The organism is Streptomyces sp. CNH189 (assembly GCF_000527195.1).
In genome coordinates this window covers 409,526-424,922 of the sequence record NZ_AZUS01000002.1, presented here as the reverse complement: position 1 = coordinate 424,922, position 15,397 = coordinate 409,526, and the positions used below count along the sequence as shown (strand labels likewise).

Below are 15,397 nucleotides of genomic sequence, written 5' to 3'. Positions count from 1 at the left end.
CAGCAGACGAGGGCTCCGGCCGACCCCGGGTGCAGCAGCCGGGCGCGCCGCTCCGGAGCGCCGGGTCAGGCCTGGAGGGAGGCCAGCTCGATCACCGTGATGTCCGAGGGGGCGCCCACCCGGGTGGGCGGGCCCCAGGCTCCGGCGCCCCGGCTGACGTAGAGCTGGGTGTCGCCGTAGCGGTCGAGGCCGGCCACGGTCGGGTTCGCGCCGCGCGCGATCAGGTTGCCGGGCCAGAGCTGGCCGCCGTGCGTGTGCCCGGACAGCTGGAGGTCCACGCCGTGGTCCACGGCGTCGTGGATCTGCACCGGCTGGTGGGCCAGCAGCACGCACGCCCGCGCGCGGTCCCGGTCGCCGAGCGCCCGCGCGAAGTCGGGGCCCTGGCCCTCGTCCTCGCCGGCCACGTCGTTGACGCCCGCGAGGTCGAAGTGCGGCAGCTCGGTGCGCGCGTTCTCCAGCGGGTTCAGGCCGAGCCGCCGGACCTCCTCGACCCACTGCTCGGCGCCGGAGAAGTACTCGTGGTTGCCGGTGACGAAGTACGCCCCGTGACGTGCCGTCAGCTGGGCGAGCGGGGCCGCCGCCGGACCGAGGTCCTTCACGCTGCCGTCCACCAGGTCACCGACCACGGCGATCAGGTCGGGCTGGGTCGAGTTGATCGTGTCGACGACCCTTTGCGCGAAGCCCCGCCCGAGCACCGGGCCCAGGTGGATGTCGCTGACCACGGCGATGCGGTAACCGTGCGCCGCGCGGGGCAGCTTGGCCAGCGGCACGGTGACCCGCTTGACCTTCGGTCCGCGCAGCACGCCGTAGGTGCCGTACCCGACGGTGCCGACCGCCGCCGCGGCGGCGGCCCCGCCGACGACGCGGGAGACGAACAGTCGGCGAGAGGGGGCCGCGGGGGCCACGGAGGCGCCGCTTCCGGTCGTACCGGCGGCCGTCGAGCCGCCTTCCGCCGGGTCGGCCGCCACCGATCCGCCCGTCGTGGGGCCGGCCTCCGCCGCCCCGGCCGCCGCGCTCCTCGCCGCCGCGCTGTCCGCGATGACGCCCCGCGCCGGTGCGTCCGCCGCCGCGCCGCTCTCCGCCGGGTCCGGCGCCGCCGTGGCGTCCCGGGACGGGCCGCTCGCCGCCCTCCGCTCCAGGACCCCGCGCAGCACCGGGCGGACGAGCTCGCCGACGAGCAGGGCCAGCAGCAGGTACAGGCTGAGGGCGAGCCACAGGTAGCCCGGCCAGGCCAGCACCCGCTGGAGGGCGAACGGCGCGTCGGTGCGGGAGGCGACCATGCCGCCGATGAACAGCAGCCACCCGCCGGCGATCACCGCCGCGCCCACGCGGCGCACGGCGCCGGGGCCCGCGGTGGTGTCCCGGAACAGGCGGCGCCACACGTACCAGTTGCCCGTCACCAGGACGGCGACGACCAGCAGCGCGACGAGTACGAAGACGATGGCCACGAGGCGGACTTCCCCTGCTTCCCGTTACGGCGTCACGTGGTCCGTGACGTCCGGCTCAATGCGCGCACACCGCGCAACCCGATGCCCCCTACGACCGTCCCCAGTACGAAAGAGACGACGGCGAGCGTCAGGTGAACGAAGAAGTAGGCCGTGGGGTGCCCGTCGTCGAACGCGAGTCCACTGCTGTCCTTGACCAGGTTCTTGACGAAAGTGATCCAGATGACCCAGCTCCACACCCCGAAGGCGAGCAGGAACCAGGAGACGGGGCGGCTGAGCTTCATGCGTCCAGTATCGCCGCGCCGTGTCCGGTTCCCTTCGCGGGGTGGGGGCCGGGCCGGGACGTCGACCGGGATGGCATGTACCTTGCGGACCGTGCCCGCTTCCCAGAAGACCGCCCGGCGCTCCCTGCTGGTCGCCTCCGCCGTCCTGCTGTCCACCGCGCTGACCGCGCCGGCCGCCCTGGCCGCTCCCAAACCGTCCACGACACCGTCGGCCACTCCCCCGGCGAACATGTCGATCGTGGGCGGCGAACGGCTGGCGAAGCCGGGGACCCAGGTGAACCTGGCCGCCGGGGTGCCGGTGCTGCCCAAGGAGCTGTCCGCCCGGTCCTGGATCGTCGCGGACGCCGAGAGCGGCGACGTGCTCGCCGCCCACAACGCGCACTGGCGGCTGGCCCCCGCCAGCACCCTGAAGATGCTGTTCGCCGACACCCTGCTGCCGAAGTGGCCGGCGACGGCCACGCACCGCGTGCAGACCTCGGACATGGCCGGTGTCGGGCCGAACTCCAGCATGGTCGGGATCAAGGAGAACGAGACCTACACGGTCCACGACCTGTGGCTGGGCGTCTTCCTGCGCTCCGGCAACGACGCGGTGCACGTGCTGTCGGCGATGAACGGCGGCGTGAAGAAGACCGTCGCGGAGATGAACGCGCACGCCAAGGAGCTCCAGGCCCTCGACACCACCGCCGTCAGCCCGGACGGCTACGACGCCCCGGGCCAGGTGTCCTCCGCGTACGACCTGACCCTGATCGCCCGCTCCGGGCTGCAGAAGAAGGACTTCCGGGAGTACTGCTCGACGGTGCGGGCGCAGTTCCCCGGGGAGACGAAGAAGAACAAGAAGGGCAAGCGGGTCCGCGGGTCCTTCGAGATCCAGAACACCAACCGGCTGCTGAGCGGTGACTACGACGTGCCCGTCTACCAGGGCATAGCCGGGGTGAAGAACGGCAACACCACCAACGCCGGCGCGACCTTCACCGGTGTCGCCGAGCGCGACGGCAAGGTGCTGCTGGTCACCGTGATGAACCCGCAGAAGAAGGAGTCCAACGAGGTCTACAAGGAGACCGCGCGGCTCTTCGACTGGGGCTTCGCCGCCGCCGGCAAGGTCGAACCGGTGGGTGAGCTGGTGCCGCCGCGCGGCGCCGCGCAGGCCGGTGCCGCGCCCGGCCCGTCCGCGTCGCCCGGTGAGGCGGGCGGCACCGTGGCCGGGTCCAGGCCGGTGGCGAGCGCCGACACGGGCGGCGGCGCCGACGGCATGGGCGTGGCTCTGGGCATCGCCGGAGGGGTGCTGGTGCTGCTCGCGGGCGGCGCGTTCCTGGTCAACCGGCGCTGGCCGCTGCCGGACCTGGTGCGCCGTCGTCCCCGTCCGTGACCGGCGGGGACTCGTCCTCCTTGCCGGGCGTGGCCGTCCAGGCGGCGCAGAACAGGACCAGTTTCGTGGTGAGGTTGATCCACAGCAGCAGCGCCACCGGGACGCCGAACGCGCCGTACATGCTCTTCGCGGCCACACCCTGCAGATAGCCGCTGAGCAGCAGCTTCAGCAGTTCGAAGCCGACGGCGCCGGTGAGCGCGGCGACGATCAGCCGGCGCCGGGACGGCTCGACGCCGGGCAGCAGGGTGAGGACGTACAGCAGGAGCAGGAAGTCGGTGGCGACGGCCACGGCGAACGCCACGCCCTGCAGGACGACGCCGCCCCAGCCGCCCTTCTCCAGTCCGGCGGCGTCACCGATCCGGCCGACCAGCGCGGAGGCGACCGCGGAGGCGGCCAGGGTGACCAGGACCGCCCCGCCGAGCCCGACGAGGATGCCCGCGTCCTTGCCCTTGCGCAGGACCGGGTTCTCCTCGTCGTCCGGCAGCTCCCACACCGCGCGCAGGCACTCGCGCATGGCGCCCGCCCAGCTGATGCCGGTGAACACCAGCACGGCGCCGGCGATCAGCCCGACGGTGCCCGCGTTGTCCACCAGCTCCCCGACGTCCAACTGGTCGGAGATGCCGGGCACCTGGTCGGTGATGGTGTCCTGGAGGGTGTCCTGCCGCTCCGTGCCGAGCGTGGCCGCGCCGATCGCCGCGGCCACGGTGAGCAGCGGGAACAGCGCGACGAAACTCCGGAACGTCATCGCGGCGGCCAGCCGCGTCCAGTGCACCCGGTCCAGCCGCTCGAACGACCGCCAGGCGTGCGTGAGCGACAGCCGGGTCACCCACGGACCTACCACCGGAAGCTTTTTCAGCCAGTCCACGAACCGACTCTGCCCGCGTCACGGAAGACCAATGTCCTGGTGCCCCAGAAACGGACGACGGTGGCGAGGGCCATGCCGACCACCGCGCCGGACACGGTGTCCGCCCGCTGCGAGGTGAGGCCCAGCCCGTAGTGGCTGACGGCCAGGCACAGCAGTTGTACGGCGGCGCCGGCCAGGTTGACGGCGAAGAACAGCGCGAAGGGGCGGGCGCCGCGCACCCGGGTCCCCCGGTAGGTGCCGTGGGCGTTGCCGGCATAGGCCACCGCGCAGCCGGCGACGAAGGAGAGCGCCTTCGCGGTGAGCGGGCCGAGTCCGCCGGGGCCGCGCAGGTAGGTGAAGAGGGCGAGGTCGACGGCGTAGGCGAGCAGGCCGGCGGTCGCGAAGCCGAGGAGTTCCCGCCGGTACCGGCGCAGACGGTCCCTCACCAGTCGACCACCGCCGCGGCGTACATGGCCGCCCACACCACGCCGATGAGGGCGAGGGCGCGGTCGCCCAGCACCACGTCCTCCGGTTCGCCGGCCGTGCCCCGGTCGGCGAAGACGGCGTAGCGCAGGACGGCGAGGACGAAGGCCACCACGGACAGCTGGCGCCAGGGCAGCACGCTGGTGTGCGGCACCCCGCCCTCCTCCAGCGCCCACAGGCAGTAGCCGAGGACGGCGACGCCGGCGGCGAGCTGCCAGACGAAGCGGAGGTAGCCGGTGGTGTACTCGGTGAGGAGCGCGCGGGTGGCTCCCCCGTTGCCCGCCAGCTGCACGGCCTCGGAGTAGCGCTTGGCGGCGACCATGAACAGGGCGCCGAAGCCGGTGGTGATCAGGAACCAGCGGGACAGCGGGATGCCGAGGGCGAGCCCGCCGGCCACCGCGCGCATCACGAACCCGGCGGTGACGACGGCGAGATCGACGACCAGCACATGCTTCAGGGCGACGCAGTACGCCAGTTGCATGACGAGGTAGGCGGTCAGCAGCGCGGCCAGCTCCGGCGGGCACAGCAGCGCGGCGGCGGCCGGCGCGAGCACACCGAGGGCGATCCCGGCGGCGTAGGCGACGGGCACCGGGACCTGTCCGGCGGCGACCGGGCGGCGGCACTTCACGGGGTGGGCACGGTCGGCCTCGGCGTCGCGCGCGTCGTTGACGAGGTAGACGGCGGCGGCGCAGGCGGTGAACAGCACGAACACCAGGGCGAGCCGGGACAGGGCGTGGCGGGTGAAGAGGTCGCCCGCGGCGGCCGGGGCGGCCGCCACCAGGACGTTCTTGACCCACTGCTTGGGCCGCGCGGTGCGCAGCAGGCCGGTGAGGACCCCGCCCCGGAGGGACGGCTCGGCCTGCCCGCGCTCGGAGCGCTCACTCAGCAGCGTCACGCCGTGCCCCCCTTCATCCAGCGGGCGCCGAGCCGGGCCGTGAGCGCGCCGAGGGCGGCACCGGCCGCCACGTCCGACGGGTAGTGGACGCCGGCCACCAGACGGGACACGCACACCGCGGCGGCCAGCGGGGGCACCGCGCGGGCGCCCAGCGCGCCGAAGGCGACGGCGGCGGCCGCCGCGGAGGTGGCGTGCGAACTGGGGAAGGAGTGCCGGCCGACGGTGCCGACCAGCGGCTCGACGTGCGCGGGCCGGGGGCGGCGCACGACCCGCTTCACGAGCGAACTGGCCGCGTGCGCGCCCGCGGTGAGCGCGGTGCCGCGCAGCCAGGCACCACGCCGCGGACGGTCCACGACCGCGCCCGCGAGGCCCGCCGCGACCCATACGGCCCCGTGCTCCCCCGCCCAGGACAGGGCGCGCGCGGCACCGGCCACGCGGGGGTCCGCGCCGCACGCTCTGAGCGCGGAGACGATCCGGTGGTCCACCCCGTGGAGACCGCGGGGCCGGAGGAGGTCGTGGTGGTCGTCCATGTGGCTCACTGTTCACCCCCGGCGCACCGGATTTCCATCGCTTCGGGACGACATCCCATTAATCACCCGTTTCGGGGACGGGATTGACGTTTCAAAACCAACGGCTCACACAGGGGCGATACGGTCGCCGTCATGCCTGCCGACACCGTTTCCGTCACGGGGTGGGGCCGCACCGCTCCGTCCGCCGCCCGGCTGATCCGCCCGCGGACGTTCGAGGAGGCCGCCCTGGCCGTCCGGGGCTGCGGGGCGCGCGGGGGCATCGCCCGGGGCCTGGGGCGGGCGTACGGGGACGCCGCGCAGAACGCGGGCGGTGAGGTCTTCGACATGACCGGCCTGGACCGGATCCACGCGATCGACGCCGACGGCGGCACCGTGCTGTGCGACGCGGGTGTGTCCCTGCACCGGCTGATGGAGGTGCTGCTGCCGCTCGGCTGGTTCGTGCCGGTGACGCCCGGCACCCGGTACGTGACGGTCGGCGGGGCGATCGGCGCAGACATCCACGGCAAGAACCACCATGTCTCCGGGTCGTTCTCGCGCCACGTGGAGTCCTTCGAACTGCTGACCGCCGACGGGCGGGTCCGCACCGTCGTCCCGGGCACGCCGCTGTTCGAGGCGACCGCGGGCGGCATGGGGCTGACCGGGGTGATCCTCACCGCGACGGTCCGGCTGCAGCCCGTCGAGACCTCCTGGATGTCCGTCGACACCGAACGCGCCTCCGACCTGGACGACCTGATGGCCCGGCTGGCCGACACCGACCACCGCTACCGCTACTCGGTCGCCTGGATCGACCTGCTGGCGCGCGGCCGGGCCACCGGCCGGGCCGTGCTGACGCGCGGCGACCACGCCCCGCTGGACGCGCTGCCGCGCTCCGCGCGCGCCCGACGCGAACCGCTGTCCTTCCGCACCTCCCGCCTCCCGGCCGCCCCCTCGTTCGTGCCGGAGGGCCTGCTCAGCCGGACGACCGTGGGGCTGTTCAACGAGCTGTGGTACCGCAAGGCCCCCCGCGCGCGCACCGGGGAACTGCAGCGGATCCCCGCCTTCTTCCACCCCCTGGACGGCGTGCCGCACTGGAACCGGATCTACGGGCGGGGCGGCTTCGTGCAGTACCAGTTCGTCGTCGGGCACGGGCGGGAGGACACCCTGCGCCGGATGGTGCGCCGGATCTCCGAGCGTCGCTGCCCGTCGTTCCTCGCCGTCCTCAAGCGCTTCGGGGACGCCGACCCGGGCTGGCTGTCGTTCCCGGTGCCGGGCTGGACGCTGGCCCTGGACATCCCTGCGTCCCTGCCGGGCCTCGGCGGCTTCCTCGACGAGCTCGACGAGGAGGTCGCCGGTGCGGACGGCCGCGTCTACCTCGCCAAGGACTCCCGGCTGCGCCCCGAACTGCTCGCCGCCATGTACCCCCGGCTGGACGACTTCCGCTCCCTGCGCGCCGAGCTGGACCCACGCGGCGTGTTCACCTCGGACCTGTCCCGCCGCCTCCGCCTGTGACCCCTCCCCCTCTCCCGGCCCCCTGAGGAGCTGTCGTGAAGGACGCCTTCGGCCTCCCCCAGTCCCTGCTCGTGCTCGGCGGTACCTCCGAGATCGCGCTCGCCGTCGCCCGGCGGCTCATCGCCCGCCGCACCCGCACGGTGTGGCTGGCCGGCCGCCCCTCCCCCGGCCTGGACGCGGCGGCCGACCAGCTGCGCGGCCTCGGCGCCGAGGTCCACACGGTCGCCTTCGACGCGCTCGACCCCGCCACCCACGAGGAGGCGCTCGGCAAGGTGTTCGCCGAGGACGACGTCGACATGGTGCTGCTCGCCTTCGGCACCCTGGGCGACCAGGCGCGCGACGAGCGCGACCCGGGGGCCGCGGTGCGGGTCGCGCAGACCAACTACACCGGCGCGGTCTCCGCGGGTCTGGTGTGCGCGGGCGCCCTCCAGGCGCAGGGCCACGGCTCCCTGGTGGTGCTGTCGTCCGTCGCGGGCGAGCGGGCCCGCCGCGCCAACTTCATCTACGGCTCCAGCAAGGCCGGCCTGGACGCCTTCGCGCAGGGCCTGGGCGACGCGCTGTACGGCACGGGTGTGCATGTGATGGTGGTGCGGCCCGGGTTCGTGCGCACCCGGATGACGGCGGGGCTGCCCGAGGCGCCGCTGGCCACCACCCCGGAGGCGGTGGCGTCGGCCGTCGAGCTGGGGCTGCGGCGCCGCTCGGAGACGGTGTGGGTGCCGGGCGCGCTGCGGCTCGTGATGTCGGCGCTGCGGCATCTGCCACGCGGGGTGTTCCGCCGGCTGCCGGTGTGAGGCCCTGGGTCTTCCGACCGGAAGGCCCACGGCACCCGGCTCAGCAGGCGGAGACGGAGCCCCGGTCGACGTGGCCGGCCTGCGGGGGCACCACGACGGTCCCGAAGGGGAACTCGCGCAGCTTGCGCCACACCGCGTCGGCGCCCTGCTCGTAGAGGGCGAAGCCGGTGCAGGGCCACGCGGCCTCGTAGCCGGCGAGGTCCTCGTAGGCGCGGTCCATGGCCGCCTCGTCGATGCCGTGGGCCACGGTGACGTGCGGGTGGTAGGGGAACTGCAGGTCACGGGCGACGGGCCCGGACGGGTCCCGTACCTGCTGCTGGAGCGTGGCGCATGCCTCGGCGCCCTCGACGACCCGGACGTACACCACCGGCGACAGCGGCCGGAAGGTGCCTGTGCCCGACAGCCTCATCGGGAACGGCCGGCCCACCGCGGCGACGTCGGCCAGGTGGGCCTCGACGGCGGGCAGGGTGCCGGCCGCGACCTCCGTCGGCGGCAGCAGGGTGACGTGCGTGGGGATGCCGTAGGCGGCGGCGTCGCCGAAGCCCGCGCGCAGCTGCTGAAGCCGGCTGCCGTGAGGCTCCGGGACCGCGATCGACACACCGATCGTTACGGTCCCCACGTCGTCTCCTGTCGTTGTGGTGGTGAAGCGCGGTGGTGGAACTGCGGTGCGCGTCCGGTGACCGCCGGAGCGGTCACCCGCTTATCGACTGTACGACCACGACCCGCGTGCGGGCAGGCGCAGTCGGAGTGATGTGCAGCGCTGTGCGGTGGTACGGACGGGGCCCCTGGGCCCGTTCACTACGCCGGTTCAGTGCTTGGCGGGCAGGAAGCCGACCCGCTCGTACGCCCGGGAGAGGGTCTCCGCGGCCACGGCGCGCGCCTTCTCGGCCCCCTTGGCGAGGATCGAGTCGAGCGTCTCGGGGTCGTCCAGGTACTGCTGGGTGCGCTCCTTGAACGGCGTCACGAAGTCGACCATGACCTCGGCGAGGTCCGTCTTGAGCGCGCCGTAGCCCTTGCCGGCGTACTTCTCCTCCAGCTCGGGGATGCCCGTGCCGGTGAGGACGGAGTAGATGGTGAGCAGGTTGCTGACGCCTGGCTTCTCCACCACGTCGTAGCGGATCACCGTGTCGGTGTCGGTGACCGCGCTCTTCACCTTCTTGGCGGTGGCCTTCGGCTCGTCGAGCAGGTTGATCAGACCCTTCGGCGTGGACGCCGACTTGCTCATCTTGACCGCCGGGTCCTGCAGGTCGTAGATCTTCGCCGTCTCCTTGAGGATGTACGGCTTCGGCAGGGTGAAGGTGTCGCCGAACCGGCCGTTGAAGCGCGTGGCGAGGTCACGGGTGAGCTCGATGTGCTGGCGCTGGTCCTCGCCCACCGGCACCTCGTGCGCCTGGTAGAGCAGGATGTCCGCGACCTGGAGGATCGGGTACGTGAACAGCCCGACGGAGGCGCGCTCGGTGCCCTGCTTCGCGGACTTGTCCTTGAACTGCGTCATGCGGGAGGCCTCGCCGAAGCCGGTGAGGCAGTTCATCACCCACGCGAGCTGGGCGTGCTCCGGCACGTGGCTCTGCACGAAGAGGGTGCAGCGGTCCGGGTCGAGTCCGGCGGCCAGCAGCTGGGCCGTGGCCAGACGCGTGTTGGCCCGCAGCTCCTCCGGGTCCTGCGGGACCGTGATCGCGTGCAGGTCGACGACCATGTAGAAGGCGTCGTGCGACTCCTGGAGCGCCACCCACTGGCGGACGGCACCGAGGTAGTTGCCGAGGTGGAAAGAACCGGCGGTGGGCTGGATTCCGGAGAGCACGCGGGGTCGATCAGTCGCCATGCTCACCATTCTCTCAGGTTCCGGGGGGCGGTCCGGAACGGACCGGGAACAGGTGGGAACCGATCCGTTCCGCGTGGTGTAACAAGAGTGTGAGGACGCGGGAGGGGGGCCGCATCGTCGATGAGGCCGCGGTGATCGCTCGCGTGCGCGCCGGACAGCCGGAGGCGTACGCGGAGCTGGTGCGGGCGCATACGGCCATCGCGCTCAGGGCGGCCGCCGCGCTCGGGGCGGGGGCGGACGCGGAGGACGTGGTGCAGCAGGCCTTCGTCAAGGCCTACTGCGCGCTGGCGCGGTTCCGGGACGGCGCGGCGTTCCGGCCGTGGCTGTTGTCGATCGTGGCCAATGAGACGAGGAACACAGTGCGCGCGGCGGCACGCAGGACGACCCTGGCCGGCCGGGAGGCGGCCCTCGTCGGGGCGGACCCGGTGATACCGGAGTCGGCCGACCCCGCCGCGGCCACGCTGGAGACCGAGCGCCGCGCCGCGCTGCTGGCCGCGCTGGAGAAGCTGAGCGAGGAGCACCGGCTGGTCGTCACCTACCGCTACCTGCTGGAGATGGACGAGCGGGAGACCGCCGAGGCCCTGGGCTGGCCCCGGGGGACGGTGAAGTCGCGCCTGAACCGCGCCCTGCGCAGACTGCAGCGGCTGCTGCCGGACGTCCGGCCCGGGGAGACCCGGGAAGGGGGTGCGCCGGCGTGAGCGGACGGCAGGAGGAGGAGCTGCGGCGGCTGCGCGAGGAGCTGCGCGCCTACGGCCGCTCCCTGGACGGCCCGGAGGGGGCGGCGGGCGGCGGGACGATGGCCGAGCGGGTGCTCGCCCGGATACTCGCCGAGCAGGTGCCCGTCCCGGCGGCCGTCCCCCGGTCCCGTCTGGGGGCGGTGCGGCGCTGGACGCGGACGCGTTGGCGCTCCCTGCTGGCGACGCTGTGCGGTCTGCTGACGGTGCTGGTGCTGACCCCTCCGGTGCGGGCGGCGGTGACCGACTGGTTCGGCTTCCACGGGGTGGAGGTACGGCACGACCCGTCGGCGGTGCCCACCCCGGGCGGCCGGGTGCCGGGCTGCGCCGCTCCGGTGCGGCTGGAGGAGGCGTCGCGGCAGGCCGGCTTCACCCCCGTGGTCCCGGAGACGCTGGGCCCGCCGGACGCGGTCTCCGTGGGTGCGCTGCCGCACGGGCGGTCCCTGGTCAGCCTGTGCTGGAGGGACGACGACGGCCGGACGATCCGCCTGGACCAGTTCCCGGGCCGCCTGGACTACTCGTTCACGAAGACGGTGCGGGAACAGCCGGAGTGGCTGGACGTGGGGGGTCAGGCGTTGTGGTTCCCACGGCCTCACGTCCTGACGTTCTGGATGATAGACGCGGAGGGGCGCCGCTTCACGCGGGAGGAACGTACGGCGGGGCCGACTCTCCTGTGGAGCCCCACGGGCACGGTGACGCTCCGCCTGGAGGGCGCGCGGTCCCGCACCCGGGCCCACGAGATCGCGACGTCCGCTACTTCCAGCCCGTCCGGCGTTTGAGGACGAGGTCCGCCAGGGCCGAAAGGGGGTCTGGGGCGCAGCCCCAGGGAGGGACGACCTCGAACGCCGGAGGGGTCGAGATCAGCCCGTCCGGCGCTTGAGGACGAGGCCCGCCAGGGCCGAGAGAGGGGTCCGGGGGCGCAGCCCCCGGGGACGGGACGGGAAGGGGCGGCGGGGGCGAAGAACCCGATCGGGAACCCGCCCGGTCCGGCCGGTGTACCAGAAGTGACAGGCGGCCCGCGCGGCGAGCCGCACGGGGTCCGTCCGACCGAGTGGGGGTCCGGGATGCGCGACTGGAAGCAACGCCTTCGACGACTGGCAGCAGGAGCCGCCGCCGCACTGACGGCACCGGCCCTCCTGCTGTGGGGCGCCGCCCCGGCCTCCGCAGGAGGCCCGACGAGCGTGCTGGTCGTATCGGTGTCGAGCACCGAGACCGCCTCGCTGTACTACACCGACAAGCAGTACACCGAGCTGGAGCGCCTCCTCGGCCCGATGAACACGGGCACCCGCGAGCGCCCGCCGACGCTCTCCCTCGCCTCGGGACGCCAGATCAACGTGACCTGGATGGTGCACGACGTGACGCCGTGGCGGGTGGACCAGATCTTCCTGCCGGACGGGGCCCGGGCCGCGTGGATCCACACGGCGTCCCGCATCGCCGACGGCGGCGACGGTGTCTGGCACGCCGCCAAGGACCCTTACGACCTGCGCAAGTTCCTGTACGAACTGGGCGTGATGGGCCCTGCCACCGGCCACGAGGCGTTCGGGGTGGACCCGGTGCCGCTGGACGGCGGGCAGGCCGCCCCGGACGACGGCGGCAGCGCGGCACCGGTGGTTTCCGCGGCCACGCCGACAGCGGGTGACGGCACCGATTGGTGGTGGGCGATACCGGGCCTGGCGACAGGAGCGGCCCTGGCCCTGTTCCTGCGGCCGTACGCGCTGCGGGGGCTGGCCTCCGTCCGCGCCCGCCGGGACAAGGACGGCCCAGGACCCCGGCAGCAGCTGCTGGATCTCTGACACGGGGCCCGCGACGGCCGGCCAGGACGGCCGGACCGCCGCGGGCAGGGCGAGGAAACCCGCGGCCCGCGTCAGCCGAGGTCGATCTCCGGGTACAGCGGGAAGCCGGCCACGAGGTCGGTGGCCCGGCGCGAGATCTCGTCGGCGACCTTCTCGTCGAGGACGTGGGACGCCTTGGACGGCGCACCGGACTTCGTGGTGCCGGACTCGGTCGTGGTGAGGACGCGGTCGATGAGGCCGGCGACCTCGTCCATCTCCGCCGTGCCGAGACCGCGCGTGGTCAGCGCCGGGGTGCCGATCCGGATGCCGGAGGTGTACCAGGCGCCGTTGGGGTCGGCGGGGATGGCGTTGCGGTTGGTGACGATGCCCGAGTCGAGCAGGGCCGCCTCGGCCTGCCGGCCGGTGAGGCCGTAGGAGGTGGCGACGTCGATCAGGTTGAGGTGGTTGTCGGTGCCGCCGGTGACCAGGGTGGCGCCGCGGCGCATCAGGCCCTCGGCGAGCGCACGGGAGTTGTCCACGATGCGCTGGGCGTAGTCCTGGAAGGCAGGCCGGCGGGCCTCGGCGAGGGCGACGGCCTTCGCGGCCATGACGTGCGGCAGCGGACCGCCGAGGACCATCGGGCAGCCGCGGTCGACCTGGTCCTTGAGCGAGTCGTCGCACAGGACCATGCCGCCGCGCGGCCCGCGCAGCGACTTGTGGGTGGTGGTGGTGACGATCTGGGCGTGCGGCACCGGGTCGAAGTCGTCGGTGAGGACCTTGCCGGCGACCAGGCCCGCGAAGTGCGCCATGTCGACCATCAGCGTGGCGCCCACCTCGTCGGCGATCTCCCGCATGATCCGGAAGTTCACCAGGCGGGGGTAGGCGGAGTAGCCGGCGACGATGATCAGCGGCTTGAACTCGCGGGCGGAGGCGCGCAGCGCGTCGTAGTCGATCAGTCCGGTGGCCGGGTCGGTGCCGTAGGAGCGCTGGTCGAACATCTTTCCGGAGATGTTGGGCCGGAAGCCGTGGGTGAGGTGGCCGCCGGCGTCCAGGGACATGCCGAGCATGCGCTGGTTGCCGAAGGCGCGGCGCAGTTCGGCCCAGTCCTCCTCGGAGAGGTCGTTGACCTGGCGGACGCCGGCCTTCTCCAGGGCGGGCAGCTCGACGCGCTGGGCGAGGACGGACCAGAAGGCGACCAGGTTGGCGTCGATGCCGGAGTGCGGCTGGACGTAGGCGTGGCGGGCGCCGAACAGCTCCTTGGCGTGCTCGGCGGCGAGCGACTCCACGGTGTCCACGTTGCGGCAGCCGGCGTAGAAGCGGCGGCCGACGGTGCCCTCGGCGTACTTGTCGCTGAACCAGTTGCCCATCGCCAGGAGGGTGGCCGGGGAGGCGTAGTTCTCGGAGGCGATCAGCTTGAGCATCTCGCGCTGGTCGGCGACCTCCTGCCCGATCGCGTCGGCGACCCGCGGCTCGACGGCGCGAATCACGTCGAGGGCGGAGCGGAAGGCGGTGGACTCGGGGGTGAGCGGCTGCTCGGCAGACATGGGGACCTCCGGACGTTGCGTTCAGCGTTCACGGTACGGATGGCCCAGGCGCACGGCACGTCGCTCCCGGGCCGCTCCCCGATGGTTGGTCCCATCCCAGCGCGCCAGTCACGGCCCGCGGGCCAGGTTACCGGGTGGGTTCCGGCGGCGCGGCCGGTGTCCGCGATGCGGGAGCACCCGGCGAGCCGCCGTGCCGCCGTGCCGCCGTCTAAAGGATCACGTGCGGCAGGAAGCGGGCGTACTCGTCCGTCACCAGACCGGAGGACTCGCGGATGCCGAGGCCCGCAGCCTCGTGGTCCACCACCCAGGTGCCGAGGACGACGCGGTTGCCGTCGAAGTCGGGCAGCGGGGCCAGTTCCTGGTAGCAGCAGGGTTCGTCGCGGACCACGGGGGCCGTGCCGGGCTCGTGGATCGTCACGCCCGCGCCCTCGCGGCCGAGCAGCGGCTTCGCGACCCAGCCCGCGGTGTCCGCGAGCTCGCGCGGGCCGTCCAGGTAGGCGGGGAGGAGGTTCGGGTGGCCGGGGTTCAGCTCCCAGAGGATGGCCAGCAGCGCCTTGTTGCTGAGCAGCATCTTCCAGGCGGGCTCGATCCACAGGGTGGAACCGCTGCCGCCGCCGTTGTCGAGGGTGTCGATCACATGACCGGCGAAGCGGTCGGTGGTCAGCCACTCCCACGGGTACAGCTTGAAGATGCTGCGGATGAACCGCAGCCGCTTGTCGACGAAGCGTCCGGAGAGGCGGTCCCAGCCGATCTCCTCCACGGAGAGCCAGTCGGTCTCGAGACCGGCCTGCTCGGCCGTCTCCTTGAGGTAGGCGACGGTCATCAGGTCCTCGCCGCACTCGTCGCCCGCGGAGTGCGCGAAGTACAGCGGGCTGCCCGGCGGGAGGAGGGCGGCCTGCTTCTTCCAGGCGTCGACGAGCCGTTCGTGCAGGGAGTTCCACTGGTCGGCGCCCGGGAAGCGCTCCTCCATCCAGAACCACTGGGGGGAGGCGGCCTCCACCAGGGAGGTGGGGGTGTCGGCGTTGTACTCCAGCAGCTTCGCCGGGCCGATGCCGTCGTAGCGGAGGTCGAAGCGGCCGTAGAGGGAGGGCAGTTCGGACCGCCGGTGCCAGGACTCGGTGACCGCGTGCACGATGCGGGGATCGGTGATGCCGAGGTCGGCGAAGCGCCCCGCGGTGACGATGTGCCGGGCCGCCGCCAGGCTCAGCGCGTGCAGTTCCTCGACGACCTCCTCCAGGGCCTCGACCTCGTCCAGGCCGAAGACGTAGTAGGCGCTCTCGTCCCAGTAGGGGCGCAGGGAGTCGTCGGGGTAGCGGGTCAGGGGATAGATGAGCCCCTGCTCCTCCACGGTCTGCTGCCAGCCGGGGCGGGGCTCGGTGGTGCGCCGTTCCACCGCGGC

Annotated in this window: 16 protein-coding genes, 1 pseudogene and 1 riboswitch; of the genes and pseudogenes, 6 read left to right on the top strand and 11 right to left on the bottom strand. The window is 73.3% G+C overall.

The window, feature by feature from the left end; genetic code table 11:
- Nucleotides 1-65 precede the first annotated feature (65 nt).
- Both B100_RS0104870 and B100_RS0104865 read right to left on the bottom strand, forming a co-directional pair.
- The gene (locus B100_RS0104870; RefSeq protein ID WP_024883320.1) at nucleotides 66-1,448 is read right to left on the bottom strand and encodes a metallophosphoesterase; all 1,383 of its coding nucleotides are present in this window, start codon (nucleotides 1,446-1,448) and stop codon (nucleotides 66-68) included.
- A gap of 32 nt (nucleotides 1,449-1,480) precedes the next feature.
- Nucleotides 1,481-1,729, bottom strand: coding sequence for an SCO4848 family membrane protein (locus B100_RS0104865; protein WP_024883319.1), 249 nt, complete (start codon nucleotides 1,727-1,729; stop codon nucleotides 1,481-1,483).
- A gap of 91 nt (nucleotides 1,730-1,820) precedes the next feature.
- Here B100_RS0104865 and B100_RS0104860 point away from each other — a divergent pair, with 91 nt between their 5' ends.
- Nucleotides 1,821-3,095, top strand: coding sequence for a D-alanyl-D-alanine carboxypeptidase family protein (locus B100_RS0104860; protein WP_024883318.1), 1,275 nt, complete (start codon nucleotides 1,821-1,823; stop codon nucleotides 3,093-3,095).
- Here the strand turns inward: B100_RS0104860 and B100_RS0104855 are convergent.
- The 4 genes from B100_RS0104855 to B100_RS0104840 are packed head-to-tail and all read right to left on the bottom strand — an operon-like array spanning nucleotide 3,043 to nucleotide 5,847.
- On the bottom strand, nucleotides 3,043-3,960 hold the full coding sequence (locus tag B100_RS0104855) for a YihY/virulence factor BrkB family protein (RefSeq protein WP_024883317.1): 918 nt from the start codon (nucleotides 3,958-3,960) through the stop codon (nucleotides 3,043-3,045). The two genes, B100_RS0104860 and B100_RS0104855, sit on opposite strands and share 53 nt — an antisense overlap.
- A complete protein-coding gene (locus tag B100_RS0104850; RefSeq protein WP_024883316.1) occupies nucleotides 3,948-4,385 on the bottom strand; it encodes a GtrA family protein in 438 nt (145 codons plus the stop codon). Before B100_RS0104850 ends, B100_RS0104855 begins: the two co-directional genes overlap by 13 nt.
- Nucleotides 4,382-5,317: a decaprenyl-phosphate phosphoribosyltransferase gene (locus B100_RS0104845; RefSeq protein ID WP_024883315.1), complete on the bottom strand. Its 936-nt coding sequence runs from the start codon at nucleotides 5,315-5,317 to the stop codon at nucleotides 4,382-4,384. Before B100_RS0104845 ends, B100_RS0104850 begins: the two co-directional genes overlap by 4 nt.
- On the bottom strand, nucleotides 5,314-5,847 hold the full coding sequence (locus B100_RS0104840; RefSeq protein WP_024883314.1) for a phosphatase PAP2 family protein: 534 nt from the start codon (nucleotides 5,845-5,847) through the stop codon (nucleotides 5,314-5,316). Before B100_RS0104840 ends, B100_RS0104845 begins: the two co-directional genes overlap by 4 nt.
- 132 nt (nucleotides 5,848-5,979) lie before the next feature.
- On the opposite strand from B100_RS0104840, the gene dprE1 reads away from it, so the two are divergent.
- The gene (gene dprE1 / locus B100_RS0104835; RefSeq protein WP_024883313.1) at nucleotides 5,980-7,335 is read left to right on the top strand and encodes a decaprenylphosphoryl-beta-D-ribose oxidase; all 1,356 of its coding nucleotides are present in this window, start codon (nucleotides 5,980-5,982) and stop codon (nucleotides 7,333-7,335) included.
- Nucleotides 7,336-7,370: 35 nt separating this feature from the next.
- Nucleotides 7,371-8,126, top strand: coding sequence for a decaprenylphospho-beta-D-erythro-pentofuranosid-2-ulose 2-reductase (gene dprE2 / locus B100_RS0104830; RefSeq protein WP_024883312.1), 756 nt, complete (start codon nucleotides 7,371-7,373; stop codon nucleotides 8,124-8,126).
- Nucleotides 8,127-8,166: 40 nt separating this feature from the next.
- Here the strand turns inward: dprE2 and B100_RS0104825 are convergent, their stop codons facing one another.
- Nucleotides 8,167-8,745, bottom strand: a complete 579-nt coding sequence (locus B100_RS0104825; RefSeq protein ID WP_024883311.1) for a 2'-5' RNA ligase family protein — start codon at nucleotides 8,743-8,745, stop codon at nucleotides 8,167-8,169.
- A 189-nt stretch (nucleotides 8,746-8,934) separates the two neighbouring features.
- Entirely contained in the window at nucleotides 8,935-9,948 is a 1,014-nt protein-coding gene (gene trpS, locus B100_RS0104820; protein WP_024883310.1) for a tryptophan--tRNA ligase, read from the bottom strand.
- A 131-nt stretch (nucleotides 9,949-10,079) separates the two neighbouring features.
- Here trpS and B100_RS0104815 point away from each other — a divergent pair, with 131 nt between their 5' ends.
- Together B100_RS0104815 and B100_RS0104810 are read left to right on the top strand one after the other, a co-directional pair.
- Complete coding sequence (locus tag B100_RS0104815; protein ID WP_024883309.1) at nucleotides 10,080-10,646, top strand: RNA polymerase sigma factor; 567 nt, start codon at nucleotides 10,080-10,082, stop codon at nucleotides 10,644-10,646.
- The gene (locus tag B100_RS0104810) at nucleotides 10,643-11,461 is read left to right on the top strand and encodes a hypothetical protein (protein WP_024883308.1); all 819 of its coding nucleotides are present in this window, start codon (nucleotides 10,643-10,645) and stop codon (nucleotides 11,459-11,461) included. The genes B100_RS0104815 and B100_RS0104810 overlap by 4 nt, the downstream gene beginning before the upstream one ends.
- Before the next feature lie 82 nt (nucleotides 11,462-11,543).
- On the opposite strand, the pseudogene B100_RS37485 reads toward B100_RS0104810, so the two are convergent.
- Nucleotides 11,544-11,711, bottom strand: a pseudogene (locus tag B100_RS37485) (cobyrinate a,c-diamide synthase); the annotation flags it as partial.
- Nucleotides 11,712-11,746: 35 nt separating this feature from the next.
- Here B100_RS37485 and B100_RS0104805 point away from each other — a divergent pair.
- Nucleotides 11,747-12,475 (top strand): hypothetical protein, encoded by a 729-nt coding sequence (locus B100_RS0104805; RefSeq protein ID WP_024883307.1) that lies wholly within the window; start codon nucleotides 11,747-11,749, stop codon nucleotides 12,473-12,475.
- A 71-nt stretch (nucleotides 12,476-12,546) separates the two neighbouring features.
- On the opposite strand, the gene B100_RS0104800 is transcribed toward B100_RS0104805, so the two are convergent.
- Together B100_RS0104800 and B100_RS0104795 are read right to left on the bottom strand one after the other, a co-directional pair.
- Complete coding sequence (locus B100_RS0104800; RefSeq protein WP_024883306.1) at nucleotides 12,547-13,998, bottom strand: glycine hydroxymethyltransferase; 1,452 nt, start codon at nucleotides 13,996-13,998, stop codon at nucleotides 12,547-12,549.
- 35 nt (nucleotides 13,999-14,033) lie between these two features.
- A riboswitch (ZMP/ZTP riboswitch) is annotated at nucleotides 14,034-14,120 on the bottom strand.
- An 86-nt stretch (nucleotides 14,121-14,206) separates the two neighbouring features.
- Complete coding sequence (locus tag B100_RS0104795; protein WP_024883305.1) at nucleotides 14,207-15,391, bottom strand: glutathionylspermidine synthase family protein; 1,185 nt, start codon at nucleotides 15,389-15,391, stop codon at nucleotides 14,207-14,209.
- Between the last annotated feature and the right edge of the window lie 6 nt (nucleotides 15,392-15,397).

Bases quoted from the DNA above. Each gene is read 5' to 3' on its own strand.
- B100_RS0104865 (WP_024883319.1), bottom strand. From the start codon at position 1,729: ATGAAGCTCAGCCGCCCCGTCTCCTGGTTCCTGCTCGCCTTCGGGGTG.
- B100_RS0104800 (WP_024883306.1), bottom strand. From the start codon at position 13,998: ATGTCTGCCGAGCAGCCGCTCACCCCCGAGTCCACCGCCTTCCGCTCC.
- B100_RS0104840 (WP_024883314.1), bottom strand. From the start codon at position 5,847: ATGGACGACCACCACGACCTCCTCCGGCCCCGCGGTCTCCACGGGGTG.
- dprE1 (WP_024883313.1), top strand. From the start codon at position 5,980: ATGCCTGCCGACACCGTTTCCGTCACGGGGTGGGGCCGCACCGCTCCG.
- B100_RS0104805 (WP_024883307.1), top strand. From the start codon at position 11,747: ATGCGCGACTGGAAGCAACGCCTTCGACGACTGGCAGCAGGAGCCGCC.
- trpS (WP_024883310.1), bottom strand. From the start codon at position 9,948: ATGGCGACTGATCGACCCCGCGTGCTCTCCGGAATCCAGCCCACCGCC.